Source organism: Pacificibacter sp., from assembly GCF_039769035.1.
Taxonomy (GTDB): Bacteria; Pseudomonadota; Alphaproteobacteria; order Rhodobacterales; family Rhodobacteraceae; genus Celeribacter.
Genome location: NZ_JBDMZG010000020.1, coordinates 13533 through 39825, shown reverse-complemented (window position 1 = coordinate 39825; position 26293 = coordinate 13533). Strand labels below are relative to the sequence as shown.

General features: G+C 53.2%; 27 protein-coding genes. 9 read left to right on the top strand and 18 right to left on the bottom strand.

The window, feature by feature from the left end; all coding sequences use genetic code 11:
- Positions 1 to 1158, bottom strand: coding sequence for a heme A synthase (gene ctaA, locus ABF287_RS01485; RefSeq protein ID WP_347183253.1), 1158 nt, complete (start codon positions 1156 to 1158; stop codon positions 1 to 3).
- Positions 1159 to 1291: 133 nt separating this feature from the next.
- Positions 1292 to 2065, bottom strand: coding sequence for an RNA methyltransferase (locus ABF287_RS01480; RefSeq protein WP_347183252.1), 774 nt, complete (start codon positions 2063 to 2065; stop codon positions 1292 to 1294).
- Positions 2066 to 2235: 170 nt separating this feature from the next.
- Between ABF287_RS01480 and ABF287_RS01475 the strand changes: the two genes are divergently transcribed.
- Entirely contained in the window at positions 2236 to 2868 is a 633-nt protein-coding gene (locus ABF287_RS01475; protein WP_347183251.1) for a thiamine phosphate synthase, read from the top strand.
- A 36-nt stretch (positions 2869 to 2904) separates the two neighbouring features.
- On the opposite strand, the gene ABF287_RS01470 is transcribed toward ABF287_RS01475, so the two are convergent.
- The 3 genes from ABF287_RS01470 to ABF287_RS01460 form a co-directional block, all read right to left on the bottom strand.
- Complete coding sequence (locus ABF287_RS01470) at positions 2905 to 3750, bottom strand: lysophospholipid acyltransferase family protein (protein ID WP_347183250.1); 846 nt, start codon at positions 3748 to 3750, stop codon at positions 2905 to 2907.
- Complete coding sequence (locus ABF287_RS01465) at positions 3747 to 4526, bottom strand: GNAT family N-acyltransferase (RefSeq protein ID WP_347183249.1); 780 nt, start codon at positions 4524 to 4526, stop codon at positions 3747 to 3749. The genes ABF287_RS01470 and ABF287_RS01465 overlap by 4 nt, the downstream gene beginning before the upstream one ends.
- A gap of 162 nt (positions 4527 to 4688) precedes the next feature.
- On the bottom strand, positions 4689 to 4877 hold the full coding sequence (locus tag ABF287_RS01460; protein ID WP_347183248.1) for a DUF3553 domain-containing protein: 189 nt from the start codon (positions 4875 to 4877) through the stop codon (positions 4689 to 4691).
- Positions 4878 to 4916: 39 nt separating this feature from the next.
- Here ABF287_RS01460 and ABF287_RS01455 point away from each other — a divergent pair, with 39 nt between their 5' ends.
- On the top strand, positions 4917 to 5516 hold the full coding sequence (locus tag ABF287_RS01455; RefSeq protein ID WP_347183247.1) for a histidine phosphotransferase family protein: 600 nt from the start codon (positions 4917 to 4919) through the stop codon (positions 5514 to 5516).
- Positions 5517 to 5609: 93 nt separating this feature from the next.
- Here the strand turns inward: ABF287_RS01455 and ABF287_RS01450 are convergent, their stop codons facing one another.
- The 9 genes from ABF287_RS01450 to ABF287_RS01410 form a co-directional block, all read right to left on the bottom strand.
- Complete coding sequence (locus tag ABF287_RS01450; protein ID WP_347183246.1) at positions 5610 to 6875, bottom strand: glutamate-5-semialdehyde dehydrogenase; 1266 nt, start codon at positions 6873 to 6875, stop codon at positions 5610 to 5612.
- Positions 6872 to 7972, bottom strand: a complete 1101-nt coding sequence (gene proB, locus ABF287_RS01445; protein ID WP_347183245.1) for a glutamate 5-kinase — start codon at positions 7970 to 7972, stop codon at positions 6872 to 6874. The genes ABF287_RS01450 and proB overlap by 4 nt, the downstream gene beginning before the upstream one ends.
- Positions 7960 to 9006, bottom strand: coding sequence for a GTPase ObgE (gene obgE / locus ABF287_RS01440; RefSeq protein ID WP_347183244.1), 1047 nt, complete (start codon positions 9004 to 9006; stop codon positions 7960 to 7962). The genes proB and obgE overlap by 13 nt, the downstream gene beginning before the upstream one ends.
- A gap of 246 nt (positions 9007 to 9252) precedes the next feature.
- Positions 9253 to 9810 carry a GNAT family protein gene (locus ABF287_RS01435; protein WP_347183243.1) on the bottom strand — a complete coding sequence of 186 codons (558 nt, stop codon included), beginning with the start codon at positions 9808 to 9810 and terminating at the stop codon, positions 9253 to 9255.
- 198 nt (positions 9811 to 10008) lie between these two features.
- Entirely contained in the window at positions 10009 to 10278 is a 270-nt protein-coding gene (rpmA, locus tag ABF287_RS01430) for a 50S ribosomal protein L27 (RefSeq protein WP_347183242.1), read from the bottom strand.
- A 22-nt stretch (positions 10279 to 10300) separates the two neighbouring features.
- Positions 10301 to 10912, bottom strand: a complete 612-nt coding sequence (locus ABF287_RS01425) for a 50S ribosomal protein L21 (RefSeq protein ID WP_347183241.1) — start codon at positions 10910 to 10912, stop codon at positions 10301 to 10303.
- 288 nt (positions 10913 to 11200) lie between these two features.
- Positions 11201 to 12052, bottom strand: a complete 852-nt coding sequence (locus ABF287_RS01420; RefSeq protein ID WP_347183240.1) for a hypothetical protein — start codon at positions 12050 to 12052, stop codon at positions 11201 to 11203.
- A gap of 340 nt (positions 12053 to 12392) precedes the next feature.
- Positions 12393 to 14843, bottom strand: a complete 2451-nt coding sequence (locus ABF287_RS01415; protein ID WP_347183239.1) for an ATP-binding protein — start codon at positions 14841 to 14843, stop codon at positions 12393 to 12395.
- A 188-nt stretch (positions 14844 to 15031) separates the two neighbouring features.
- Positions 15032 to 15466: a MarR family transcriptional regulator gene (locus ABF287_RS01410; RefSeq protein ID WP_347183238.1), complete on the bottom strand. Its 435-nt coding sequence runs from the start codon at positions 15464 to 15466 to the stop codon at positions 15032 to 15034.
- A 101-nt stretch (positions 15467 to 15567) separates the two neighbouring features.
- Here ABF287_RS01410 and hmgA point away from each other — a divergent pair, with 101 nt between their 5' ends.
- Genes hmgA through maiA form a run of 6 tightly spaced genes read left to right on the top strand, consistent with a single transcriptional unit; the run spans position 15568 to position 21647 of the window.
- Positions 15568 to 16902 carry a homogentisate 1,2-dioxygenase gene (gene hmgA, locus ABF287_RS01405; RefSeq protein ID WP_347183303.1) on the top strand — a complete coding sequence of 445 codons (1335 nt, stop codon included), beginning with the start codon at positions 15568 to 15570 and terminating at the stop codon, positions 16900 to 16902.
- A gap of 57 nt (positions 16903 to 16959) precedes the next feature.
- Positions 16960 to 18210 carry a fumarylacetoacetase gene (fahA, locus tag ABF287_RS01400; protein WP_347183237.1) on the top strand — a complete coding sequence of 417 codons (1251 nt, stop codon included), beginning with the start codon at positions 16960 to 16962 and terminating at the stop codon, positions 18208 to 18210.
- 11 nt (positions 18211 to 18221) lie between these two features.
- Positions 18222 to 19172, top strand: coding sequence for an MBL fold metallo-hydrolase (locus ABF287_RS01395; RefSeq protein WP_347183236.1), 951 nt, complete (start codon positions 18222 to 18224; stop codon positions 19170 to 19172).
- A 41-nt stretch (positions 19173 to 19213) separates the two neighbouring features.
- Positions 19214 to 20842: an FAD-dependent oxidoreductase gene (locus ABF287_RS01390; RefSeq protein WP_347183235.1), complete on the top strand. Its 1629-nt coding sequence runs from the start codon at positions 19214 to 19216 to the stop codon at positions 20840 to 20842.
- On the top strand, positions 20839 to 21024 hold the full coding sequence (locus ABF287_RS01385; RefSeq protein ID WP_347183234.1) for a DUF2783 domain-containing protein: 186 nt from the start codon (positions 20839 to 20841) through the stop codon (positions 21022 to 21024). The genes ABF287_RS01390 and ABF287_RS01385 overlap by 4 nt, the downstream gene beginning before the upstream one ends.
- The gene (gene maiA / locus ABF287_RS01380; RefSeq protein WP_347183233.1) at positions 21021 to 21647 is read left to right on the top strand and encodes a maleylacetoacetate isomerase; all 627 of its coding nucleotides are present in this window, start codon (positions 21021 to 21023) and stop codon (positions 21645 to 21647) included. The genes ABF287_RS01385 and maiA overlap by 4 nt, the downstream gene beginning before the upstream one ends.
- Before the next feature lie 6 nt (positions 21648 to 21653).
- Here the strand turns inward: maiA and ABF287_RS01375 are convergent, their stop codons facing one another.
- Positions 21654 to 22145, bottom strand: a complete 492-nt coding sequence (locus ABF287_RS01375) for an Lrp/AsnC family transcriptional regulator (RefSeq protein ID WP_347183232.1) — start codon at positions 22143 to 22145, stop codon at positions 21654 to 21656.
- A 104-nt stretch (positions 22146 to 22249) separates the two neighbouring features.
- Between ABF287_RS01375 and hppD the strand changes: the two genes are divergently transcribed.
- Positions 22250 to 23371, top strand: a complete 1122-nt coding sequence (gene hppD / locus ABF287_RS01370; protein WP_347183231.1) for a 4-hydroxyphenylpyruvate dioxygenase — start codon at positions 22250 to 22252, stop codon at positions 23369 to 23371.
- Positions 23372 to 23458: 87 nt separating this feature from the next.
- On the opposite strand, the gene ABF287_RS01365 is transcribed toward hppD, so the two are convergent.
- From ABF287_RS01365 to ABF287_RS01355, 3 genes are all read right to left on the bottom strand, one after another.
- Entirely contained in the window at positions 23459 to 24298 is an 840-nt protein-coding gene (locus ABF287_RS01365; protein WP_347183230.1) for a fumarylacetoacetate hydrolase family protein, read from the bottom strand.
- 25 nt (positions 24299 to 24323) lie between these two features.
- Positions 24324 to 25070 carry an SDR family oxidoreductase gene (locus ABF287_RS01360; RefSeq protein WP_347183229.1) on the bottom strand — a complete coding sequence of 249 codons (747 nt, stop codon included), beginning with the start codon at positions 25068 to 25070 and terminating at the stop codon, positions 24324 to 24326.
- A 154-nt stretch (positions 25071 to 25224) separates the two neighbouring features.
- Complete coding sequence (locus tag ABF287_RS01355) at positions 25225 to 26292, bottom strand: hypothetical protein (protein ID WP_347183228.1); 1068 nt, start codon at positions 26290 to 26292, stop codon at positions 25225 to 25227.
- Position 26293: the final 1 nt, after the last annotated feature.

The following is a 26293-nucleotide window of genomic DNA, read 5'->3' as shown; positions in this document are numbered from 1 at the left end:
TTATGTGTCTCCGCGTACAGATTGTTGTTTAGGGTACTGCGACATGAACCGTGCGCGCATGATCGCAACGAACAGTGCAACTGCGCCAATCTGGTGCGCCAACCCAAGATGCATCGGCGCGCCGTTCAAAACCGTCACGATGCCCAGAGCGACCTGCAAAAACATTATTGCAGCCATCATGTTAAAGCTGGCCTGCGTGCTGCGGACCGCCGATTTGCGGCCGCGTGACCAGACAAACAGCCCATAGACGAACAAGACATAGCCCGCGACCCGGTGCATGAATTGAACCAGACCTGCGTCTTCAAAGAAATTGCGCCACAGTGGCGTGATTGAAAAAGGATCAGGCGGAAACACTTGCCCGCCCATCAGCGGCCAATCCGTAAATCCGCGCCCTGCATCAATGCCCGCCACCAAAGCGCCAAGCAGAATTTGCAAGAACGCCAGATGAAGCAAGCTGGTCGACAGACCAAACAATTTGCCGTCACGCGACCGACGCGCTTGCATCAATTCCGCCTCGGTGCGGCTCAACTCAAACACATACCACGCGATGAATCCAAGAATGACAAACGCGAGCCCAAGATGCGTGGCCAGTCGGTAAGACGCAACATCAAGACGATCACCAGACAAGCCAGAGGACACCATCCACCAACCAATTGCGCCCTGAAGCCCGCCAAGAGCACCAATGAACAATAGCTTCTTTGTCCAACCCGTTGGAATCTTACGCGCAACAGCAAAGCCCAAAAAGCCCAAAGCCCAAATCAGACCAATGGTGCGGCCCAATTGGCGGTGGCCCCATTCCCACCAATAAATCGCTTTGAACTCAGACAAAGACATCCCTTCGTTTTGCAATTTATATTCTGGAATCTGTTTGTATTTTTCGAACTCCGTGGCCCAATGTTCGGCGCTCATCGGCGGCATTGCCCCAGTCACAGGCTTCCATTCGGTGATCGACAGGCCTGAATCTGTCAAACGCGTCATGCCTCCCACGGCGATCATCAGCATGACCATCGCAAAGAGCACCAAGAGCCAAAGACGGATACCCTTGCGGGCGCCAGCTTTGCCAGTGTCGATCAACCCGCCTTTGGGGATGCTCACGGGTTTGGCGTCGGTGCCAACCTCTTCAAAAATGCTACGTTTCGATGTTGGTTTTTGAGCCATGGGATATATGCCCCTTAGAGTGCGATGGTTGCGTGAGAACCTAGGCAGCGCATGGCACAAGAGCAAGCGGTCACGCGCCGCAAAAGACGCTTTGCCGCGCCGAATTGATGAAAAAGACGCGCCAAGACGCTGACTAGCGGTCTGATCCGCGCTCTTTCCAGCGCTTCATCTGCCGCATCATACCGTGCATCATCTGCACATCCATTTTGGTCATTGGCATGCGGGACCACAGATTGCGCAAGTTGAGTTTCATACTTGCGGCTTTGGCCTCGGGGAAAAAGAACCCCGCTTGATCCAGCGTGTCCTCGTAATGATCACCCAGCTTTTCCATCTCAACATGGCCTGCCCATTCGGTGCCGGCCATTTCAACCACTTCGGGTACGATTTCGGCGGTCTGACGGCGCCATTCATACGCCGTGAGCAACACACATTGCGCGAGGTTCAAGGAAGGAAACTCAGGGTTGATCGGCACGGTGATCAACGCATTGGCATGGACCACATCTTCGTTTTCAAGCCCTGCTCGTTCAGGCCCAAACATCACGCCAACTTTGCCGCCTTTGGCAATGATCGCGCGGGCATGTTCCATCGCGCGTTCAGGTGACATCACAGGTTTGGTGATGTCGCGCATCCGCGCAGTCGTGGCAAAAACAAAATCGCAATCGGCCAAAGCATCAGGAACAGTGTCAAACATCCCCGCCTCGTCCAGCAAACGGCCAGCGCCAGACGCCATGGCGACCGCTTTTTGATTGGGCCAGCCATCGCGCGGATCCACAATGCGCATCCGATCAAGACCGAAATTCCACATGGCCCGCGCAGCACCGCCGATGTTTTCGCCCATCTGAGGACGCACCAACACAAATGCAGGCGTTGGGCCGGACAGCTCGAATTCTTGAGGATCATCGGACATGATTGGACACCTTTATTCTGTGCACGCGCAGGCTGCGCGATTGGTCTGATCCGCGTCATAGGCCGAGATCGGAAAAATCGCAAGCAAAGCCCTGCATCGGCTGCCACTGCAAACCCTTTTATCCGCATAAAAAAACCGTTATCACGAGCCAAACGCCAAAGGAGTCGCCCATGTCTGATCACAACGCTCAATCTGAAGTGCCACAAATCTATCTTTTGACGCCTTCAGCTTTTGATCTTGAGACCTTCTCACCGCTTTTGGCGCAGGTTTTGGAAGATCACGAAATTGGCTGCGTTCGTTTGGCCTTGGCCAGCAAAGACGAAGTGGAATTGGGCCGCGCAGCCGATGCACTGCGCGAGATTTGCCATGCGAAAGACGTGGCCATTGTGATCGATTCACATGTCGCTTTGGCGGAAAAACACGGGCTGGATGGGGTGCACTTGCTTGATGGCGCACGTTCCTTGCGCGATGTGCGCAAAACCCTTGGCGCAGATGCAATCGTCGGTTCCTTTTGCGGCACAACGCGTCATGACGGCATGACTGCAGGCGAAATTGGCGCAGACTACGTTTCCTTTGGCCCCGCAGGGTCAAGTGCCTTGGGCACAGGCGCACAAGCTGAAAAAGAACTGTTCGAATGGTGGTCCGCCATGATCGAAGTGCCCGTCGTCGCCGAAGGCGCGCTCGACATCGACACCATCAAGTCGCTGACACCACACACTGATTTCTTTGCCATTGGCGACGAAATTTGGGGCCAAGACGACCCAAGCGCTGCACTCGGCACGCTCATTGCAGCTATGGAATAAGGCAATAGCGGCAGCGTAGAACGCGGGCCTGTCACATCAAACGTTAATGTATTCGTTTGGGATGTCCGGCAAACCTGAACGCACCGCCTCTTCACAAAGACGCGCCATGTCTTTGCGGTTTGGCACGTCTTTCACCGCAATTGGGTCATGAAAAACGACAGTGATCGCACCTTGTTTGCGGGTCTTTAGATACTTGATCAGCGACGGCGCAAACTCCATATCGCCCCACCAGCCATAAAACCGTGGCTCTGCTCCTTTGGGGGCGGTGTAGCGTACCGATACAGGCTGGATGTACACTTCTTCGATCAATTCAGGTGCGAAAAATGCTGCAAACAAAGTGGGCTTAAAGGGTAAAACCCGCAAACTGTCCGTCGACGTTCCCTCGGGGAAAAACAAAAGTTTGTGCCCCATGTGCAAACGCTCTTCGAACAAAATCTTTTGGCGCGCCGCATCTTTGCGATCACGCGCGATAAACACGGTCCCAGAAGCCCGCGCAAGCGGTCCGATGCCCGGCCACTTGGCCACCTCTGCCTTAGACACGAAAAACACGCGCTGACAGGCATTGAGCGAAAAAATATCGAGCCAAGTCGAATGATTGGCAACCACAGCGCCGTGGTGTTTCATCGGTGTGCCTATCGTGTGCAAAGGGATCCCCATCACCCGCAAAGACATTCGTGACACAAAGCGTGGAAAGACCGATGACCAAGGGCGACGCGCCCCAACAATCAGGCTTTCAACACCTCGCGTCAGCATCATCAAAGGCAAGCACACAAGGATCAGTGCAAAAATCGGTACGCCGCGCACAACAACCCGCAGCCAATCAAATCGCTCCGTCTCCGGTTCCGTCGCCGGAATTTTGCTGTCCCAAAGCGGGGCGCTCATCTGATCCGCTCTCGCGTATACATTTCTTTTTGTCGCGGAGACACTTGCGCAATATCCAAGATCAAACACACATCAATGGTGTTGAAGGCATGATCGACAAACGCGCCCTCACCCACGGTGCCACCAAGCCGCAAATAGGCCTTGATCAAGGCCGGCACAGACAGCATCGCAGAGCGTCGGTCGATTGCGTCTTCAGCAATCAAATCCATGTTTTGAAACTGATCTTCGATCGCGCGCACGCGCAAATTTTCTGGGGCAAGATGGCGGTGGTGCAATAACGATAAAGGTTCTGCCAATTTGCAGATATCCGTGCCGTGAAAAGACGCCACACCAAAAAGCACATCAAATCCGCCCTCGAAAACGTATTTCGCCAGCCCTGCCCACATATGGTAAAGCGCTGTTCCACCACGATATTCTGCAGCAACACATGATCGTCCAAGTTCAAGCAACCGTTTACCAGAGGCCTTTAGAACACTTAGATCATATTCGCTTTCGGTATAGAAACCGCCGATTTCCTCGGCCTTTTCCCCCGTCAAAAGTCTGTAGACGCCAACGCATTGCTCAAGCGGATCACTTGAGCGCGCCTTGTCGATCAACATCAGATGATCATAGGCGGGATCAAACCTATCGGCTTCCAATTGTGCGACGTGATCAACCAAATCACCGCTGGAGCCGAGCTCTTCTACAAAGACCCGATAGCGAAGACGCTGTGCTGCGCGCATGTCTTGTACGCTGGTCGCGAAGCGCAATTCGAACTTGTGGTCGGATTCACTCATTGGGGGTCTTTTTAAAAAGGGTGCGGTGCGCGGGTTCTACGTGCTTCACGGCATCAATGCAACACAGCAGGTTGAAACAACTCAAGATGCACACTTTTAAGTTGCAACAAAAATTCAATCATCCACCATAGATAGCATCAAGCCAACTAGCGCAACACTGGATTAGTCCAGTGCATCAAACACAGGAAGGAGTGCCACACGACGACTATCAATGACGATTTTGCCAACCTGTTCAAACATCACGGTCAACTTGCCGTTGATATTGGATTGAACCTGCCCCTTGCCCCAATCGTCTTGGGCTGGATGGCGCACGATCTGACCAGGTTCCAACATCGCATTTAAATCGTCCATCGTCGCACATTCCTAATTCGGCCTCACGCAGGAGACACTATGACAAAAGATATGACCCGAGACATCGCCGCCATGATTGGCTCTCGCATTTGCCATGACCTTATCAGCCCTGTCGGCGCGATTTCAAACGGCGTTGAATTGCTCGGCATGTCCAGCCAAGACACTGGACCTGAGCTCAGCCTTATCGCGGATAGTGTCGACAATGCAAATGCACGTGTGAAATTTTTCCGCATTGCGTTCGGCATGGCTTCACCGGGGCAAATGACAGGCCGCCAAGAAATGGTGTCCATTCTCAATGCGCTCAGCACCAAACGTCTGACCTATGTGTGGCAACCTGAAGCCGACATGCTGCGCACAGAGGTCAAACTCGCCTGTTTGATGATGATGTGTGTGGAAACGGCTTTGCCGCGCGGCGGTGTGATCAACATTCAAAATGAAGAAGGACAATGGAGCATTTGCGCACGCGCGGATAGGCTTGAGCCCTCACCCGATCTTTGGGCGCGCTTGGGCGCACCAGCAACCTCTGACGGGCTGAAACCCTCTGAGGTGCAATTCATCCTCGCGCCCTTGCAAGCCGAGCTTCTTGAGCGGCGCATCGCCATCCAAACAGACGATGGCTCACTGCGCCTGACCGCTTAGGCGGGTTTGATCCTCCGGCGAGAAGTCGTCCTTTGGCAATAATAAAGGCGCGCCCATGATGGACGCGCCTTTCGCATTTCAACACTGTGTCGCTTATCCGCGGGTCGCACCGTTTGACGTGACAAGATACTTGAATGACGTCAGTTGTTCCGCCCCAACAGGCCCACGAGCATGCATTTTGCCCGTCGCGATACCAATCTCACCGCCCATGCCAAATTCGCCACCATCGGCAAATTGCGTCGATGAATTGTGCATCAAAATCGCACTGTCGATCCGCTCAAAGAACTTGGCAACATTGTCTGGTGTCTCCGAAATAATGCAATCCGTGTGTGACGAAGAATACTGATGAATATGCGCAATGGCACCATCAATATCGTCAACAACTTTGGCCGCGATGATGCTATCCGCATATTCACAGCCCCAGTCGTCCTCAGATGCAGGCACCACGCCTTCGATAGATTGCAAGGTCTCATCACCACGCACTTCGATTCCAGCCTCCATCAACGCCTTGATCACATCAACACCAAGAGTGCACGCTAAGTCCTTGTGAACAAGCAAACATTCTGCGGCACCACAAATGCCAGTGCGGCGCGTTTTGGCGTTGATCACCACATCCATCGCCTTTTTAGGGTCGCTGGACGCGTCCATAAACACATGCACAATGCCCTCAAGGTGCGCAAACACAGGCACACGTGCTTCGCGTTGCACAAGGCCAACAAGCCCTTTACCACCACGTGGCACGATCACGTCCACATAGTCTGTCATGGCCAACATTTCGCTGACGGCCGCACGATCACGTGTTGGCACGCGTTGAATGGCATCGGCAGGCAGGCCAGCTTTCACAAGGCCATCGACCAAACACTCATGGATCAAACCAGAGGAATGAAAGCTCTCAGAGCCGCCGCGCAAAATCACCGCATTGCCCGCTTTCAAACACAAAGCGCCAGCATCGGCTGTCACATTGGGCCGCGATTCATAGATCACGCCAATGACACCCAAAGGCGTGCGCGTGCGTTTGATGTGCAACCCTGAAGGCATATCCCATTCCGCGATCACATCGCCGACAGGGTCCTTTTGCTCTGCAATCGTGCGCAAGGCATCCATGATTCCACGAATGCGGTCTTCGTCTAACATCAACCGGTCAAGCATCGCGTTGTTCAGACCTTTGTCGCGGCCAAATTCCATGTCTTTTTCGTTGGCAGCAATAATCTCAGCACGCCGTGCCCAAATCGCTTCGGCGGCCCCAATCAACGCTGCGTGTTTGCGCTCAGCAGAGGCGTATGCCAATTCAGCAGCAGCTGCTTTTGCGCGCTTACCAATGTCTTGCATCAGCTCGGTTATGTTCAAATCTTTGGTCATAGTACCATATCATCCCTATGGATCATCGCGGCTCGGCCTGCGTAGCCAAGGATCGCTTGAATATCTTTTGTCTGCGCGCCTTGGATCTGCGCCGCTTCATCCGCCGTATACCGAATAAGCCCCACACCAACCCGCACGCTCTCAGGTCCCAAAATCTCGACTGGGTCGCCACGGCCGAATTGGCCTGACACCTCCGTGATTCCTGCGGGCAGCAATGATTTACCAGCTTTCAACGCAATGACTGCACCTGCATCCACCATGACAGCCCCTTTGGGTTTCATCGCGCCTATCCAATTCTTGCGCGCGCCCTTTGGGTCAACTGTCGGTAAAAACCACGTCGCCAAAGCGCCATCTGATAAGGCTTTGAGCGGGCGCTCAACTGCGCCTTGAGTGATCACCATCGCACAGCCCCCCGCCATCGCGGTTTTTGCTGCCATGACCTTGGTTTTCATCCCACCTTTGGACAATCCAGAGACGGGATCCCCTGCCATATCTTCGATATCAGATGTGATTTCAGTGACGCGTGGAATGTGCTTGGCAGAGGCATCTGTATTGGGATTGGCCGTGTACAGCCCATCAATATCAGACAACAGAACCAACTGGTCTGCCCCCACAGTCACAGCAATTTGCGCCGCCAAACGGTCATTGTCGCCATAACGAATTTCGTCAGTGGCCACGGTGTCGTTTTCATTCACAATCGGCACAACGCCAAGCGCCAATAGCGCCTCAAGCGTGGCACGTGAATTCAAATACCGGCGGCGATCTGCGGTGTCTTCCAATGTCAAAAGAACTTGCGCTGTGGTGATCCCGTGGGGCTCTAACCCCTCTTGATACGCGCGCGCCAAGCGAATTTGCCCAACAGATGCACAGGCCTGAGACTGTTCAAGTGACAATTCCGTGGCTGGCAAATTTAAAAGGCCGCGCCCCAAGGCAATCGACCCCGACGACACCAAAATTACATCCGCACCGCGTGCTTTCAGCATCGCTACATCTTGAGCCAATGCGGCAAGCCACGTCGCACGCAAGGCGCCGTTTTCAACCAACAGCGCCGAGCCGATCTTTATTACAATCCGTTTTGCGTCGTTTAAGGTCGCCACGATGTTTCTTCCTCATCGCCTCCGTCGGCTTTTTTGGTCCGCAAGCGATCCATAGAAATTTCAGCTTTCAGCGCGCGCAAGACGGTGTCAACACCATCGCGGCTTACGCCGGACATCGTGTAAACACGCCCACCACTTGCAGCTTCCAATGCGGCTTTTTTCTCAACGATTTCGTCTTCGGTCAGGCTGTCCACTTTGTTAAGCACTGTGATCCGAGGCTTATCGCCGAGCTCTTCGGTGTAGTTTGAAATCTCGCCAATGATCACATTGTAATCATGTGCCACATCTTCGGACGTTCCATCCACAAGGTGCAACAACACCGCACAGCGTTCAACGTGCCCAAGGAACAAATCGCCAAGACCACGCCCTTCGGACGCGCCAGCAATCAGGCCAGGGATGTCAGCAACCACAAATTCCGTATTGTCGATGCCAACAACCCCGAGGTTTGGGTGCATCGTGGTAAACGGGTAATCCGCCACTTTGGGGCGCGCATTTGATGTCACGGACAAGAAGGTTGATTTGCCAGCATTTGGCATGCCCAAAAGACCCGCATCCGCGATCAATTTCAGGCGCATCCAAATGGTACGATCAATCCCTTCCTGACCAGGGTTCGCAGTGCGCGGCGCTTGGTTGGTGGACGACTTAAAGTGCAAGTTGCCCCAACCACCGTTGCCGCCCTTGGCCAGCACGATTTTTTGTCCAACTTCAGTCACATCGTACAAAACTGTTTCTTGGTCTTCGTCCAAGATCTCAGTCCCAGCAGGCACGCGCAGATAGATGTCTTTGCCATCTTTACCCGTACGATTGCTGCCCATGCCGCTTTGGCCGTTTTGGGCAAAAAAGTGCTGCTGGTAACGGAAATCGATCAGCGTGTTGAGACCATCGACAGCTTCGATAATCACGTTGCCGCCTTTACCACCGTCACCGCCGTTTGGACCACCGTACTCGATGTATTTCTCACGCCGAAACGAGACACAGCCGTTACCGCCTGAGCCTGATCGAATGTAAACTTTGCAAAGATCGAGAAATTTCATGTGGTGATCCTTTCAGACCCGAGACTTAACGCGCCCAACGGGCAAATTCAATGCGCCTTATGCGCGTGATTGCACGCGGGCGTAAGAGCAAAACGATGTGTTTTCCCCTCTTTTCCATCAGCTTTGGTAAGTTTTTAGAGATTCCCTAGCATTCAAAGCGCTAACTCTTAGAAATGCTCGGAGCTTTGCTCATTTAGATCATCACGGGGGCCTTGTTTAAATGGACGCCCCGATCACACCACAGGCTTAATCAAGCTTACAAACATAGGTCCATGTCGGAACAATAGCAGCGCGTGCAACACTATAGGTTTCCGCATCGCCCAAATACTCAAAACCCGCATTGGTCACGACGCGTGCAGAGGCTTGGTTGTCTTGGAAAATTTCCGCAAACATTGTTTTATCACCAAGCGGGTTGGCAGCCACCAATGCATTCAACGCCGAGGATGCAATGCCAGTGCCCCAAAACGACGGCGCCACCCAAAAGCTAACTTCAGACTGACCCCGTTCGATCGGCTTCATTTGCATAACGCCCAACACTTCGGAAAGCCCAGCGGCAGCCCCATCAATGATGTAGGTGTAGAGCGGCACTTTTGGATCCAAAGAGCGCTCAATAAACGCTTCCGTTGACCCTGGAGGCAACGGATGAGGTAAGGACCGAGATGCCTCAGCCACGCGTTTATCGCTGGCATACATCGACAACAGCCCCACATCAGATTGACGTGGCGCACGCAGAGTAAAACGCTCTGTCTCAATTGACGTTTGCGTTACTTTAAGTCCGCGCTCGATCGTTTGATCCAATTTCATGTCTCTCCTCCTCGAAGAGTGCTTACATCAGCACCGCCCCTCCCAAGGGGTGCTGTGGCAGATTTTATACTCGGCTAATGGCTTAGCCATACAATCTTAATAAACACATAGTGTGACGGCGCTATTTCGCAATGACCGCATAGAAAAAGGGACCGACCCGAAGGCCGATCCCTTGAATTTTATACCATCAAGGTCGGCTTATTCAGCGGCCTCTGCCACTGGAAGCACAGAGATGAAAGTACGTTTTTTAAGGCCTTTGTGAAATTTCACATTGCCGTCAACAGTTGCGAAGATCGTGTGATCTTTGCCAAGGCCAACGCCTTCACCTGGGTAAAACTTCGTACCGCGCTGACGCACGATGATGTTGCCTGCAATAGCAGCCTCACCACCGTAGAGTTTAACGCCGAGACGACGACCAGCTGAGTCGCGACCGTTGCGGGATGAACCGCCTGCTTTTTTATGTGCCATGGTGTGCTCTCCTAAACTCTACTTACTTCGCCAAAGCTTTGGCTTGATCAACCCAGTCCGCTTTCACTTTGACTGCGTCAAATGTGTCAACGTCTACAGCTGCGAGTGCTGCGAAAGTTGTGATACCTGCGTCTGCCAATTTCTTAGCAGCAGCTGGACCAACACCTGTGATCGCAGTCAAATCGTCTGAACCAGCGGCTGCAGGCGCAGCTTTCGGAGCAGATTGTTTAGCAGCAGCTTTAGGAGCGGCAGCGCCAGCACCTTTGCCGTGGGCTTCTTTACGTGCAAGGCTTGCACCAACAGCGGCTTTTACGCCCGTTGCATCAGCACCTGTTTCAAGGATGTCCGTGATGCGCAGCAAAGTGAGCTGCTGACGGTGACCCTTGGTACGCTTGGAAGAGTGCTTACGACGACGCTTAACGAAGTTGATGAGCTTTTCGCCTTTGATCTGGTCGATCACTTCAGCTTGAACGCCTGCGCCTTCAACCAAAGGTGCGCCCACTGTGGAGCCAACCATGAGAATCTCGTTGAACTGGATTGTTTCACCAGCTGCGACAGCAAGCTTTTCTACGCGCAAAACGTCACCGCTTTGTACTTTGTATTGCTTACCGCCAGTTTTCAGAACTGCGAACATGCAGTCGTCCTTTCAATATACCCGCGTTCTTTGGTCCTTTTGCTGCTAAGTTGCCTTAACCGCGCCAGAGTTTGGTACCTCGAACAGCGCGTCCCTCCGTGGGGACGAGATTATCTAAACCTATTGCTTGGGGCCTAAGTACATATAGGATTTTTCCAAAACAATAGCGCTCGGTCGCACCAAAAGCACGCCGAGTGGCGCGTATATCGAGAATCCAAAGGGATAAGTCAAGCAAAGATCACAGCAAACAGCGTGAATTTGCGCGCAAAACCGCAAAAGTCTGTCACGCTACAAATCTTGGCCCTCATGCGTTTGAAACAGCAAAGCCGTTCCTGCCCCAAGGCCACGCGCCAAATCAGCATAAACCTTGTCGAACGCAGCAAATAACGCAGTGTTTAAAACCTGTCCTGCCTCGGTCTTGCCAAATTCGATATAGGCATCAAATTCGGCGAACTCAAGCGGTTCATAGGCCAAGGTCGAAAACCCGTAGACCCACTCCGTGATGTGCGCGCGCGCATCAGGCTCTGAAGCCCAGACCTCGCGCATAATGTCTGAATCACTAGGGCCAACGCCGTTGCCTGCAACTTCGCTGAGCCCACGATAGTATGCCATATCCGAGTTCAACGACCCAACAACGTTCATTTCGATAAGATCGTTGGTGACAACATATTCTTCAATAAGCATTGCCCGTTCGCTGTCCGGCGCGAGGTCAGCCCAAAGATCGCCTGCGGCCGACAAAACCGCTTCATCTGACACAGCTTTGCGCGCATCCAGTTCCAGTTGCGCAATTTCCTGTCCCAAATCGCTGTCATAAAACGCGATGACTGGCGATAGATCAAAGGTTCCGAACGCAGCCGACAGCTCTTGCTTAAACGCTGCTGTCATAACTTCTTCGTCGTAAAGGGAATTGATCATGTTTTGCCACAAGAACCGAGGCACCCCCAGTTCATCGTCGGACATATCATCCCCAATACCGCGACCTTCATCGACCAGTACCTCAATCACTTCAGGGAACTTCATTAAGTCCATCAAGTCATCAACTGGGGCTGCATGCGCAGGCAGCGTGCCCGCAAAGACTGCAAAAACACCAATGGCCCCGCGGATCGCTGGACGTCCACTGAAACTTTCATGATTGAGCATTGCAGCGCCTCACTTTTGTTCGCATTTACACCTAACACCTAGGACTTTCGGCACCGTTTTCCAAGAGGCGCAGCACACCAGGTCCTGCCACGCGCCAATTCGTGCCCAAAACAACCAATATCTTCCTAAGATAAGGTTACCATGCCTGCGTGACAAACACCCTGCACGCCCCAAGCGCGTCAACAATTCATCGCCACTACGCATTGATACAAAATTTGTCGAACGGGGCGCTATGTCTCTCTGCCAAAAGGCCTTGCATGAACATCTTTGTGAAACTGGTGCGCCGCTGTTGCGCAAAGGTCTGAGCAGATCAAAAACGGGCACATTGATGTTCCACACGTCAAGCTCCCAAACTGGAAATGATCCCCGCGATGAGATCTTGTTTTTTGACTGGCTTCGCCAAAAAATCATCCATTCCTGCGTCCAAACATGCCTTGCGGTCACTCGAAAAAGCATTGGCCGTGATCGCGATAATAGACGGTCGCGGTATGGGCAGCTCTCGTATGGCTTTTGCAGCACTTAGGCCATCCATTTCAGGCATCGACATGTCCATCAAAATAACGTGCGGACGGAACCCAAGGCATTTATCAAGGGCAACCTGTCCATTTTCGGCCTCAACGATTTCCACATCAAATTCTGAAAGATATTTCTGAATCAACAATCGATTTGTGCGGTTGTCATCAGCGACAAGAACACGACATCCTTGAAGCATACTGAAATCGAGTTCTTGCGCGGTCGAACTGTCTTCAATGGGTGCAGTGGGCGGCCGACATTGAATGGTTAAGGTAAAGCAACTGCCCTGCCCCGAACGCGAGGTCACATCGACCCCTCCGCCCATGAGTTCGGCCAGATGGCGAGAAATTGCCAATCCCAGCCCTGCGCCACCGAAGGCACGCGTTCGCGCGCCGTCTGCTTGCGAGAAACGATCAAAAATGCTCGCCACTTCCGTTTCATCGAGCCCGATCCCTGTGTCTTGCACAGCAAAGGTCAAACGGTGGCGATCGTCTCGCGCATGTCCAACACGAATATTCAAGTGACCGACGTCGGTAAACTTCACCGCATTGCCGAGCAAATTTAGTAAAATTTGGCGAAGACGACCGGAATCCGCACGGACACTTGTTGGCACATCGTCTTGGTATTCAACCGAAATCGAAAGACCCTTGTCGCGTGCAGCTGGAGTGACAACGTCAACGACTGCATCAACACATGATCTAAGATCAAAGTTGACGTCGGCGAGCGACAGCTTGCCAGCTTCAAGGCGCGACATATCCAAAATGTCATTGATGATCGCGAGCAAAGCCTGAGACGACTGTCGAATACTGTCCACGCATTGCTTGTCCGCGTCAGTTAGTTTTGTCTCAGCAAGAATGTCTGCCATCCCGACAATGCCGTTCATTGGTGTGCGGATTTCGTGGCTCATATTGGCCAGAAATTCTGACTTAGCTTTTTCTGACTGTTCGGCCGCAAGCTTTGCGGCCGCCAGTTCCAGTTCGTAGGTTTTGGCCTGCGTAATATCGCGTTCGATTCCCACGACCATTGTCACGTTTCCTGCTTCATCGCGCACAGGAACCAAATGTGTATCGACCCAGATTTCTTCTTTGGCTTGCGTATAGTTCAGAATTTGCGTTCGAAAGGTTTCGCCGCGCGCTTGATGGTCAATGATGTCGTTGATCGTATTCGGATCCGTCTTGGGGCCATTTAGCAATTCCCCCGGATTTTTGCCTAACGCATGCTCTGCCGTGTATCCCGTCATCATCGTGAATGCGTCATTGGTCCAAATGATGTTACTGTGCGGATCGGTCAGTATAATGCTGTCAGACGCATTTTTTGCGACCGTCGACAGTTGAACGAGCTCAAGTTGTTTGGCTTTAAGCTCAGCCTCTCGTATGCGCAGCATTGTGATGGTATTTTGCCGTCTCTGCGACAGATCACACGCCAAAAAGGTTGGAACAATGATCAATGCGGCAGCAATGAACATCACCAGCCTGAGCCACACCACAATATGCGGGTGATGTGGCCAGCCTCCGACAGGAACGGCTGCGAGTTGCCATGTACCCACAGGGAGAACCACATCGAGCAGCACGGGATCGTTCTCAAAAAAGGCCGCGTCACCGTAAAACAAGTCGCCATCCGCGCCGGTGCCGTCCGCGCCCTTTAGCGCAATATCTATTTCTGCATCTGGGCGGGTTAGACCTGATGCTTCGTAGAGCGCATTGATATCCAAAACGGCTGATGTGATGCCCCAAAATTTCTGTTCAACGCCGTCAGGGACAAAAATTGGAAACCGACCAATAAATCCCTGCCCGCCTTGCACAAGATCCACGGGGCCCGCCATAACAAACTGGCCGCTGTCTTTGACGCGTTGCACAGCGCCACGCTGTGCCTCGTGTTGGGCATAATCCAACCCTAGAACATACTTATTGGCCTCATACGGGTAGACCATTTTGACGACCAAATCCGGCGCGACAGCGATGTTGATGAATTCCTTTTTGTCACCAACAACATTTTCCGCCAGTGCGCTAAATTGCTTTTGACTCATGTTTGGCGACAACTGCAGAATTGCAATCAGCCCTTGAACCAGTTGGATATCGGCGTTGAGTTGCCCCTCAAGCTGCGAGCGCAGCAAGGCCGCCTCGTCATAGGCGTGTGCACGCGCATTCTGCATATAGGCCGTTCGAACCTGATATTCGCCGAAGAAAAATGAAACGATAACACCGATGGTCGCCATCCATGCGGGAAAATAGCCACGCGACCGAAGCCTTAAGAATATATCGGTAAACCTACTGGGCAACGCAGTGACCTTATGAATCAAAGTTATTGCGCTGAGCGCTTACCCAATCAGTATGTTCTGCAAACCTTCAAAAACATTTAATGCAAATTCAAAGCAGTATACGCGCCTTGCAGAGCTCAACACTCTGGCCGTTCACACGGACCTGGCTTTCGTTTCTCCGATCGAGGACGCCCCCATCACAATGGGCGTTAAAGGCGCGCCAAGCGTTTGAGATAATCTTTGAGCAAAGTCTGTTCTTGAGGGGAAAAGCCTTCCAGCAACTTCCGATCATACAGTTTGGCTGCGTCGCAAAGATCTTCGAATGCCTTTGTGCCTTGTGGTGTCAGGCTCAGCAATTCATGCCTGCGATCCGTCGGGACTTCTGTGCGTTTGACGAACCGTTTTTGTTCAAGGGCGGTGACTGCACGGGAGACCTTTGTTTTGTGCAAGCGTGCACGGGCGCAGACGTCTTTTGCAGTAAGATCGCCGTATCGCCCCAAATGAAACAGTAAGCGCCATTCGGTGCGCAGCATGCCGTAGCGGTCCTTATATAACTGTTGGAACCCGAGGCTGGCCTCCTCGGCGGAGAGGGCCAAAATGTAAGGTAGAAAATCGCGAATATCGAAATCAGAATTATGTGTCATTTTTTGAAAGTAACGCTTGTTAGTTACATTTTCAACTAATATTCAATCCTCAACACACTAGACGAGGACACAGCATGACATCGCCAGAATTTCCGATCACGATGACGCAAGCCCCAAGCTTGGAAGGCCCCAACGCGGGCTACATGCCCGGGTTTGGAAATGACTTCGAAACAGAAGCCCTGCCCGACGCTTTGCCTCAAGGCATGAACAGCCCGCAAAAATGCAACTACGGGCTCTACGGCGAGCAGTTGTCTGGCACAGCGTTCACAGCCCCAAGCCACCAAAACGAGCGCACATGGTGTTACCGTATTCGGCCTTCTGTGAAGCACACGCATCGGTTTGAAAAAATCGACATGCCCTATTGGATTTCTGCGCCACATGTGGACCCTGATGTGATCAGCTTGGGTCAATATCGTTGGGATCCTGTGCCCCACACAGATCAGCCCCTCAACTGGATCACAGGCATGCGCACCATGACCACGGCGGGGGATGTAAACACGCAAGTCGGCATGGCGACACATGTGTATCTGGTCACAGAATCGATGGTGGATCAGTATTTCTTCAGCGCGGATTCTGAGCTTTTGGTCGTCCCGCAAGAAGGCCGCCTGCGCTTTTGCACAGAGCTTGGTATCATCGACATCGAACCACAAGAAATCGCCATTTTGCCGCGCGGTCTTGTGTATCGTGTTGAAGTGCTGGACGGCTCTGCGCGCGGGTTTGTCTGTGAAAACTACGGTCAAAAATTTGAATTGCCGGGACGCGGTCCGATCGGTGCCAACTGTATGGCCAACCGCCGCGATTTCAAAACGCCTGTGGCGGCCTTTGAAGACCGCGAAGTCCCCAGCACTGTAACTGTGAAATGGTGCGGGCAGTTCCACGAGACAAAAATCGGTCACAGCCCGCTGGATGTGGTCGCATGGCACGGCAATTACGCACCGGTGAAATACGACCTGCGCACTTATTGCCCTGTGGGTTCGATCCTGTTTGATCACCCTGATCCGTCTATCTTTACGGTTCTGACCGCAGCCTCGGGCCAACCAGGTACCGCGAACATCGATTTCGTTTTGTTCCGCGAACGCTGGATGGTGGCAGAAGACACCTTCCGTCCACCGTGGTACCATAAGAACGTGATGTCCGAGTTGATGGGCAATATCTATGGTATCTATGACGCAAAACCCAAAGGCTTCATCCCCGGAGGCATCAGCCTGCACAATATGATGTTGCCGCACGGTCCTGACAAAAACGCCTTTGAAGGCGCCTCTAACGCCGACCTTGGACCTGAGAAGCTCGACAACACTATGTCGTTCATGTTCGAGACCCGTTTCCCGCAACACCTGACCGCCTTCGCCGCCAATGAAGCGCCATTGCAAGATGATTACATCGATTGCTGGAGCGACATTGAAAAGAAATTCGACGGCACACCGGGCAAGAAATAACACTGACACCAGACGATGGGGGACGCCCCACATGATTGATCAATAGAAAGAACGCACATGACACTTTTGAAAAGCTGGGTGAGCTCCGCCAATACAGCCAACCACCCGTTCCCACTCAATAACCTGCCTTACGGCGTGTTTTCCGTGGGCGACGATGATCCGCGTTGCGGCGTGGCCATTGGCGATATGATTTTGGATGTGCAAGCTGCGCAAGAGGCTGGGATCATCGGCTTTGGTGACATTTTTGATGTGCCATACTGGAATGACCTGATGGAAATGGGGCCCACCGCATGGACCACATTCCGCGCGCGTCTGACCGAGATTTTGGCGGAAGGCTCAAAAGACCAAGCCGACGCAGAACCGTTTTTGGTAGCCCAAGCTGACGCCACATTGCACATGCCCCTTGCGGTGTCAGAATACACCGATTTCTACGCCGGTGCGCAGCATGCGCGCAATATGGGCGCGATCCTGCGCGGTTCACCTGATCTGCCTGCCAACTGGCTGCATATCCCTGTAGGCTACAATGGCCGTGCCTCTAGTGTTGTGATCTCAGGCACAGACATTCGCCGCCCCAATGGCCAGATGAAAGCACCAGATGCCGAAGTGCCAAGCTTTGGCCCTTCCAAGCGTTTGGATATTGAGCTGGAAATGGGCGCTATCGTGGGTACAGGTTGCGATATGGGCCAGCCGATCACCGTTGATCAAGCGGATGAGATGATCTTTGGCTATGTGCTGCTTAATGACTGGTCCGCGCGGGATATCCAAGGCTGGGAATACCAACCTCTAGGCCCGTTCCAAGGCAAAGCCTTTGGCACCTCGATCAGCCCTTGGATTGTCACAGCTGAGGCGCTTGAGCCCTTTCGCGCACCGACACCTGAGCGCGAAAAAGAGCTTTTGCCATACTTAGATGGCACCAAAGACGGCTTGTACGACATCGAGTTGGAAGTGTTGATGCAGCCTGAGGGCGCAGACAAACCGACGTCATTGGCCAAAACCAACTACAGCCGCATGTATTATTCCGCCGCTGAACAACTGTGCCACCACGCTGTGGGCGGTTGCGGCATGTCATCAGGCGATTTGCTGGGGTCTGGGACAATCTCTGGCCCGACACCGGATGAATACGGGTCTTTGATGGAAAAAAGCTGGGCGGGCCGCGAGCCCTTCACTTTGGACACAGGCGAGACCCGTGGATTTATCGAAGATGGCGACACGCTGACCCTGCGCGGCGCAGCACGTGGCGACGGCTACACCATCGGGTTTGGTGATTGCACCGGCACCATTCTTCCTGCTCTCAAATTCCCTGTTTAAGGACACACAACATGGCAAAAGCATTCGCATCCCAAGGGGACATGACAGAAAAGAAAATCACCTTTGATAAGGTTGGTGAAGGCTTATACGCCTTTACCGCAGAAGGCGATCCAAACTCAGGCGTGATCATCGGCGACGACTCTGTGATGATCGTCGAAGCGCAAGCCACACCACGTTTGGCCGCAAAGGTTATCGAATGTGTACGTACAGTGACCGACAAGCCGATCAGTCACGTTGTTTTGACACATTACCATGCCGTACGCGTGCTGGGCGCGTCGGCATATGGCGCGGATCAAATCATCATGGGCGAAACAGCACGCGCGATGGTGGTGGAACGCGGTCAAGAAGACTGGGATTCCGAGTTCCAACGCTTCCCGCGCCTGTTTGAAGGGCACGAGTCCATTCCGGGTCTGACATATCCAACCACCACATTTTCTGACGACATGACCGTGTATTTGGGCAAACGTCGCGTGGACCTGATGCACCTTGGTCGTGCACACACGGCAGGCGATATCGTCGTGCATGTGCCCGATGAAAACGTGATGTTCACGGGTGATATCGTGGAAGACCACTCTGCGTGCTACTGCGGCGATGGCCACTTTGCGGATTGGGGCCTGACCCTTGATAACATTGCCAGCTTTGATCTCGATGCCATTGCGCCTGGCCGAGGTGGTGCGCTGATCGGCAAGGAAGCCGTGGCCCGCGCCATCAACAGCACGCGCGATTTCGTCGACAGCACATATGCACCAGCGGCACGTGTGGCGGCCCGTGGTGGCAGCTTGAAAGAAGCGTGGGATGCGGTGCGCGAAGCCTGTGATCCAAAGTTCAAAGACTACGCCATCTATGAACACTGTCTGCCGTTCAACGTGGCCCGCGCCTATGACGAAGCGCGTGGCATAGACACCCCGCGCGTGTGGACAGCGGAACGCGATTTGGCGATGTGGGCTGACCTGCAAGGTTAACCCAACGTTTCAAAACGACACTCAGGGAGGAGGCGTCTGTTATGGTTGATGTCAGATATGACTTAGCATTCAAACTGTACCCTTACGAAAAGGTACCAGCCCAAGATTTACCCCCTGCCCGTCACCCTGTTGTGGTGGTTGGCGGTGGGCCGATCGGTTTGGCTATGGCGCTTGACTTGGGGCGTTTGGGCACGCCGGTTTTGGTGCTTGATGACCATGAGGGCGTCGGCCAAGGCTCGCGCGCGATCTGCTTTTCCAAACGGACGTTGGAAATCTCGGACCGGCTTGGGTTTGGCGATGCTGTTGCCGATAAAGGTGTGGTTTGGAACGTGGGCCGCGTGTTCCACGGGGATGCGCCCGTGTTCAATTTTGACCTGCAACCAGAAGATGGCGACAAGTTTCCTGCCTTTGTGAATATGCAGCAGCCATACTTTGAAAAATTCGCGGTCGAAGCCGTGCGCCGCGCCCAAAAAGATGGCGCGCCCATTGAAATTCGTGGGCGCAATCGGGTCACTGGCATCAATTCGCACGGTGAAGTTTCGATCCTTGATGTGGATACGCCAGACGGGCCGTACCAAATTGAGGCCGATTATGTCATCGCCTGTGACGGGGCGCGATCGCCTATGCGCGAAATGATGGGACTTGGATTTGACGGACGCATCTTCGAAGATAACTTTCTGATTGCAGACGTTAAAATGACCGCCGAATTCCCTGCGGAACGCTGGTTTTGGTTTGAGCCACCCTTTGAAGGCGCTGGGCAATCTGCGCTGTTGCACAAGCAGCCAGACGACATTTGGCGCATTGATTTTCAGCTCGGCTGGGACATTGATCGTGCCAAAGAATTGGACCCTGCTAATATTCGCCGCCGCGTGGATGCTATGCTCGAAAAGCACTCTGGAACGGTGCCCGAGTATGAACTGGAATGGACGTCGATCTATACATTCCAGTGCAAACGCATGGATAAATTCCGTCATGGCAACGTGTTCTTTGCCGGTGATGCGGCGCATCAGGTGTCGCCCTTTGGCGCACGCGGGGCCAACTCTGGCGTGCAAGACACAGACAATCTAGCGTGGAAATTGGATCTCGTTCTCAAAGGCTTCGCGGGCGATGCGTTGCTCGACAGCTATAATGAGGAACGCTCTTATGGGGCGGATGAAAACATCCTGAATTCCACACGGTCCACAGATTTCATGACCCCAAAGTCGGACATGAGCAAAATCTTCCGCAATGCTGTTTTGACCCTTGCGCAAACACATGATTTTGCCCGCCCAATGGTCAACTCTGGACGCCTGTCAGTGCCTTGTGTGTATGATGGCCTAAGCTTGAACGGTCATGACGCCCTTGGCGGGCCAGACGGAACGCGCGTAGGTGCGAGCTGTCCTGATGCGCCTTACAAGGACGGGTATCTGCTTGAAAATTTGGGCAATCATTTCACAGTTTTGGCCCTCAATACCGAGGCCCCTGTTGGCATCTCCGTTGACGGCATCGAAATTGAAACCCTGATCATTGATACGCCGTCAGACGCATTGAAATCACGCTATTTGGGCGCATGTGACGCGGGCGTCTATCTGATCCGCCCCGATCAACATGTTGCAGCGCGTTGGGAAAAATTTGATGCGGCACATTTGACAGCGGCTATGAACACGGTCCTCGCAAAGGAAACGCTATGACCCTGAACTTAAAACCAAACATCTCCGATACGGACGCGTTTTATGATGAACTGTTGGGCGCGCATGCTGATCTAAGCAAAGATGAAAGTGACGCGTTCAATGCGCGGCTCATCTTGATTTTGGCAAATCACATCGGCGACCGCGACACATTGCGCGCCGCACTAAAGGCTGCACAGAAATGACCACCGTGACCCTCTATGATTACTGGCGCTCATCCGCCAGCTACCGCGTCCGCATTGCACTGAATTTAGCGGGGATCCCTTACACTGCCGTTTCGGTCAATTTGATCGAGCGGGATCACAAGTCACCCGAACATCTGGATCGCAATCCGCAAGGCTTGGTTCCAGTGCTCGACATAGACGGGCAAAGGTTCACGCAATCTTTGGCGATCCTTGAATATTTGAATGATAACCGTTACTTAGAGTTGCTTCCTCATGCGCCAATTGAAAAAGCCAAACACCGCGCTTTGGCCCAGTCCATTGCCGTGGACGTGCACCCTGTGTGCAACTTGTCGGTGATGCAATACGCTACAGACAACGGCGCGCACACCCGCGAAGGCTGGATAAAACGGTTTATGGGCCCAGGGCTTGAGGCGTTTGAGGCTTTGTTGGCTTCATTTCCCACCACATCGTTTTGTGATGGCGATCAACCGAAGCTGGCAGATATCTGTTTGATGCCACAGCTGTATAACGCGGATCGTTGGGGCGTAAGCTACGCCCACTGCCCACGCATTGTCGCGATCAAAGCCGCCTGTGACGCGCATCCAGCCTTTCAAGCGGCCCACCCAGACGCCGTGAAACCCTAACGCCGTTTAAGCACGATCAAGCGGCAAAACCGTTGAGGATTTGATCGTCCCCAACGCAATAGACGTGCGCACATTTTGCACCGCCTCGTGGCGCAACAGCACGGTGTTCACAAAGTCGGACAGGTCTTCCAAGTCCGCGCTGACCACTTTGATATGGTAATCCATTTCGCCGGTCAGCGCGTAAGCATCCAACACCTTTGGATTTGATTTCAGCAACTTACGCAAGTCTTCGGCGTTGGCTTCATTGTGGTTGGACAGTGTGACAGAAATCATACTGGTGAAGGAGATGCCGATCTTTTGCGGATCGACGCGCGCAGAATACCCCGAGATCACGCCCGATTGTTCCAATTGCGTTCTACGACGCGAACATTGCGACGAAGACAGCCCCACCACATCCGCCAATTCAGCATTTGTCAGCCGGCCATCTAGCTGCAAAGCATCCAATATTTTTCGATCAAAGACATCCATCGGCACAATCCGTTCATTATTTGACGTCATTATGCACATATCATGCAAACTTTCGCAATACTTCACACAGTTTGCACCCTTCTTGCAGGCCTCATGCGCTATATTTCTGAAAACAATGCACAAAGGATAGCACCATGGGACCTTTTCCACACGACACGCCCCGCGCACAAATCACTGCTGAAAACCCCGCTGGTACGGATGGATTCGAATTCGTAGAATTCGCACACCCAGAACCCGAAAAGCTTGAAGCGTTGTTTGCGCAGATGGGCTACACAGCCGTTGCAAAACACAAGACCAAGAACATCACCGTTTGGCGCCAAGGCGACATCAACTACATCGTGAACGCTGAGCGCGGCACCCACGCTGCTCACTTCATCGCAGATCACGGCCCATGCGCCCCTTCCATGGGATGGCGCGTTGTTGATGCGCAACACGCCTTTGATCACGCCGTGAAACTAGGCGCGACACCTTACGAGGGTGACGGCAAACTTATGGATGTGCCAGCGATCGTTGGCATCGGCGGGTCTCTTTTGTACTTCATTGATAAATATGGTGAAACTGGATCCGCTTACGCGGCAGAATTCGATTGGATTGGCGAAGTAGATCCAAAACCTGAGGGCCTTGGGTTCTACTACCTTGACCACCTCACACACAACGTGTTCCGCGGTAACATGGACACTTGGTGGGACTTTTACCGCGAACTTTTTGGCTTCACGCAAATCCACTTCTTCGACATCGAAGGCAAATTGACAGGCCTCATCAGCCGCGCGATCACGTCACCTTGTGGCAAAATCCGTATTCCTTTGAATGAAAGCACGGATGACAAAAGCCAGATCGAAGCCTATTTGCACAAATACAAAGGCGAAGGCATCCAGCACATCGCCGTTGGTACAGATGGTATTTACGATTCCACCGACAAACTGGCCGAGAACGGTCTTAAATTCATGCCAGGTCCGCCAGACGCCTACTACGACTTGTCACAAACACGCGTCAACGGCCACTCTGAGCCCATCGAGCGCATGAAGCCGCACGGTATTTTGATCGACGGCGAAGGCGTGTTCGACGACACCCACGGCGACCGGATGACCAAGATTTTGCTGCAGATCTTCTCAAAAACCGTGATCGGTCCGATTTTCTTCGAATTCATTCAGCGCAAAGGCGACGAGGGCTTTGGCGAAGGCAACTTCCGTGCCCTGTTTGAAAGCATCGAGGAAGAGCAAATTCGGTCCGGTGAACTGACAACACCAGCGGCTTAAGACCGCGCGCTGACACAACGAAAACGCCGCCCCCTAATAGAGGGCGGCGTTTTCATTTTCTAAGTCAGTCGATTCAATGTGATCGGCTTAAGCGTCGTTCACACAGGTTTGCTTTTGTACGCCGAGACCTTCGATACCCAGCTCAACCACATCGCCAGCCTTAAGATAACGTGGCGGTGTGAAGCCCATACCAACACCAGGAGGCGTACCGGTTGAGATGATATCGCCTGGATGCAGCGTGAAAAACTGCGACAGATACGACAACAAGAATGGAACTTTGTAGACCATTGTGGCCGATGACCCGTCTTGAACGCGTTCACCATTTACATCAAGCCACATGTGCAAGTCATTGAAATCGCCGACTTCATCTGGCGTGACCAACCATGGACCGGTCGGGCCGAAGTTGTCAGAAGACTTGCCCTTAGACCACTGACCAGACCGTTCCGTCTGATACGCACGCTCGGACACATCGTTGATCAAGCAAAAGCCTGCAATGTGATCCATGGCGTCTTCTTCAGACACATATTTGGCGGTTTTACCGATCACAAACCCAAGCTCAACTTCCCAATCGGTCTTCTCAGACCCGCGCGGAATGATGATGTCATCGTTGGGGCCACAAATCGCGGAGGTGTATTTGGCAAAGATCACAGGCTCTGGCGGAACAGCCATGCCAGATTCAGCCGCGTGATCTGCATAGTTGAGCCCGATACAGATGAATTTGCCCGTGCCGCCAACACATGCGCCATAACGTGGGTTGCCCTCAACCAACGGCAGCGACGCAGGATCGATATCTTTCAGAGAACTGAGGTTCACCAGAACCTCACCCGCAATGTCAGCCACGTGACCAGACAGATCGCGCAAGGCGCCATCCGCGTCGATCATACCGGGTTTTTCAGCACCACGCGCGCCGTACCGTACAAGTTTCATAGTTTTTCTCCTAAATTTCAGTCAATTATGCGGTCCAACCGCCATCAATGATATGTTCTTGCCCTGTGGTGAAACTTGAATCATCTGATGCAAGATAGGCCACGAGAGCTGCAATTTCTTCAGGTTTGCCAATACGTCCCATAGGCTGGCGACCGATAAAGGCGGCAAGCGCCCCCTCGTAATCGCCGGTCTCTTTCAGGCGCTGATGCAGTGACGGACTGTCGACAGTGCCGGGGCAAATCGAATTGCAGCGAATGCCTTGGGTGACGTAATCGGTGGCAATCGCCCGCGTCATGCCCGCAACAGCCGCTTTCGAGGCGCTATAGGCCAAACGATTGGCAGGCCCTGTGATGGGCCCTGCGACAGACGACATGTTGATGATAGAGCCGCCGCCGTTTTCCAGCATCGCAGGCAAAAAGGCTTTGATCATGCGGAACTGCGCTTTAGCATTCAGATTGAACGCAAGGTCCCAATCGTCCTCAGGCGTGCTCAAAAGATCGCCCGAATGCACGATTCCAGCGCAGTTGAACAGCACGTCCACAGCGCCAAGATCTTGCGCCAAAGCTGTCACGGCATCGCCGTCGAGCACATTGAGAACACGCGCATCAATGCCATCAACCTTGGACAGATCAGCCACAGCATCAGCGTTGATATCGGTGGCAATCACCCGCGCGCCTTCTGCGGCCATGCGTTCGGCAGAGGCGCGTCCGATCCCCTGACCTGCCGCCGTCATCACAACAGTCTTGCCGTTCAGGCGTTGTTCTAAGTTCATGGTTCCTCCCTTTCGAAAAGGGCATATCAAGTTTTGCTCTCAAAGGCGCATATTTGGTATACCATTTCGAAAGAGAGATAATCAGATCAATGCAACCTTGTCCAATGCAAACCTAAATTTTGTCGGGAAAAATATGATAAATGCCGTCGGCAATTCAATTGCCAAAGAAAACGAGGTCAAACGGCACTTCAATCTGAGCACCAGCCAAGGACGTCAACGTCAATCCAGCCTTAGAGGGCGCTATATCCTGAATACCGGCCCATCCCTCGGGGCGCGGCACCACAGCAATGGCGTGGCGCACTTGGGTGGTTTGCTCTGGGTGCAACGTCAAAGTGGTCGTAACACCTTCATCCGCAATTGGATTGCCTGACGCAGCCTGCGCAATCGTTGCAGCCCCTGCCCCACAGCCATCTTCGACCCCGAGCACACCAACATGACGCCCATTCCATGGTGCATAACCGCGCCCGCCGTTGGACTGCCACAGCATCGTGATCGGCGCTGTGCGTGGGTCCTTGAGAATCAAAACAATGTCATCTTCGGCAAAGCGCGTAACGGCCGTCCAGCCAAAGTCATTGTCCTCGGCCTCAACCAGCGTCACAAAGTCTTCGTGGCCTGTTTCGACAGGATAGCTGTGCAAATCAACACTCCCACCATCTGCAGCAGGAAACTTGGACAGATCAGTCGCACGTGCAGGATAGGCAAAGCGATGTGCAAGTTCGAGTGGTTCGCCGGGTGTTATTGCGGCCTTTTTGGCGGAAAACCCCACATGGCCACCGGCTGACATTCGCAGCATCGGATGATGCGCAAAGGTCAAATCGCCCTGCCCGCCAGAAATTGTGTGGATCTGATAGAGAACGGATTGACCCGCAACCAAACGCAATTCCTTGGTGATCCGCGCGCCAAACACATCGCGGTCCAACGCGAGCTTAAGAACCGCCATATCTTCGTTTTCTGCACGCAAAACGGCGGACCAATTGGAATTGGCGGTCCAGCCATGCGGGGGAACACCGTCGACGCCTGCCCCGCCAAACGGCGCGCAGAAAAAATCACCTGCAAGATGTTCATCGACTTGGGCATCCGCATGCACTGCTGCGTCTGTTCCGACCCAATGTGCCGTGTGCAGAATGTCTCGGCCAGAAACCGTCAACGCACGAATGTTGCCAATGGAGGGATCCAAGGCAACGCCGATGTCACCCACACCAATACGCGCCCAACCGTCCATC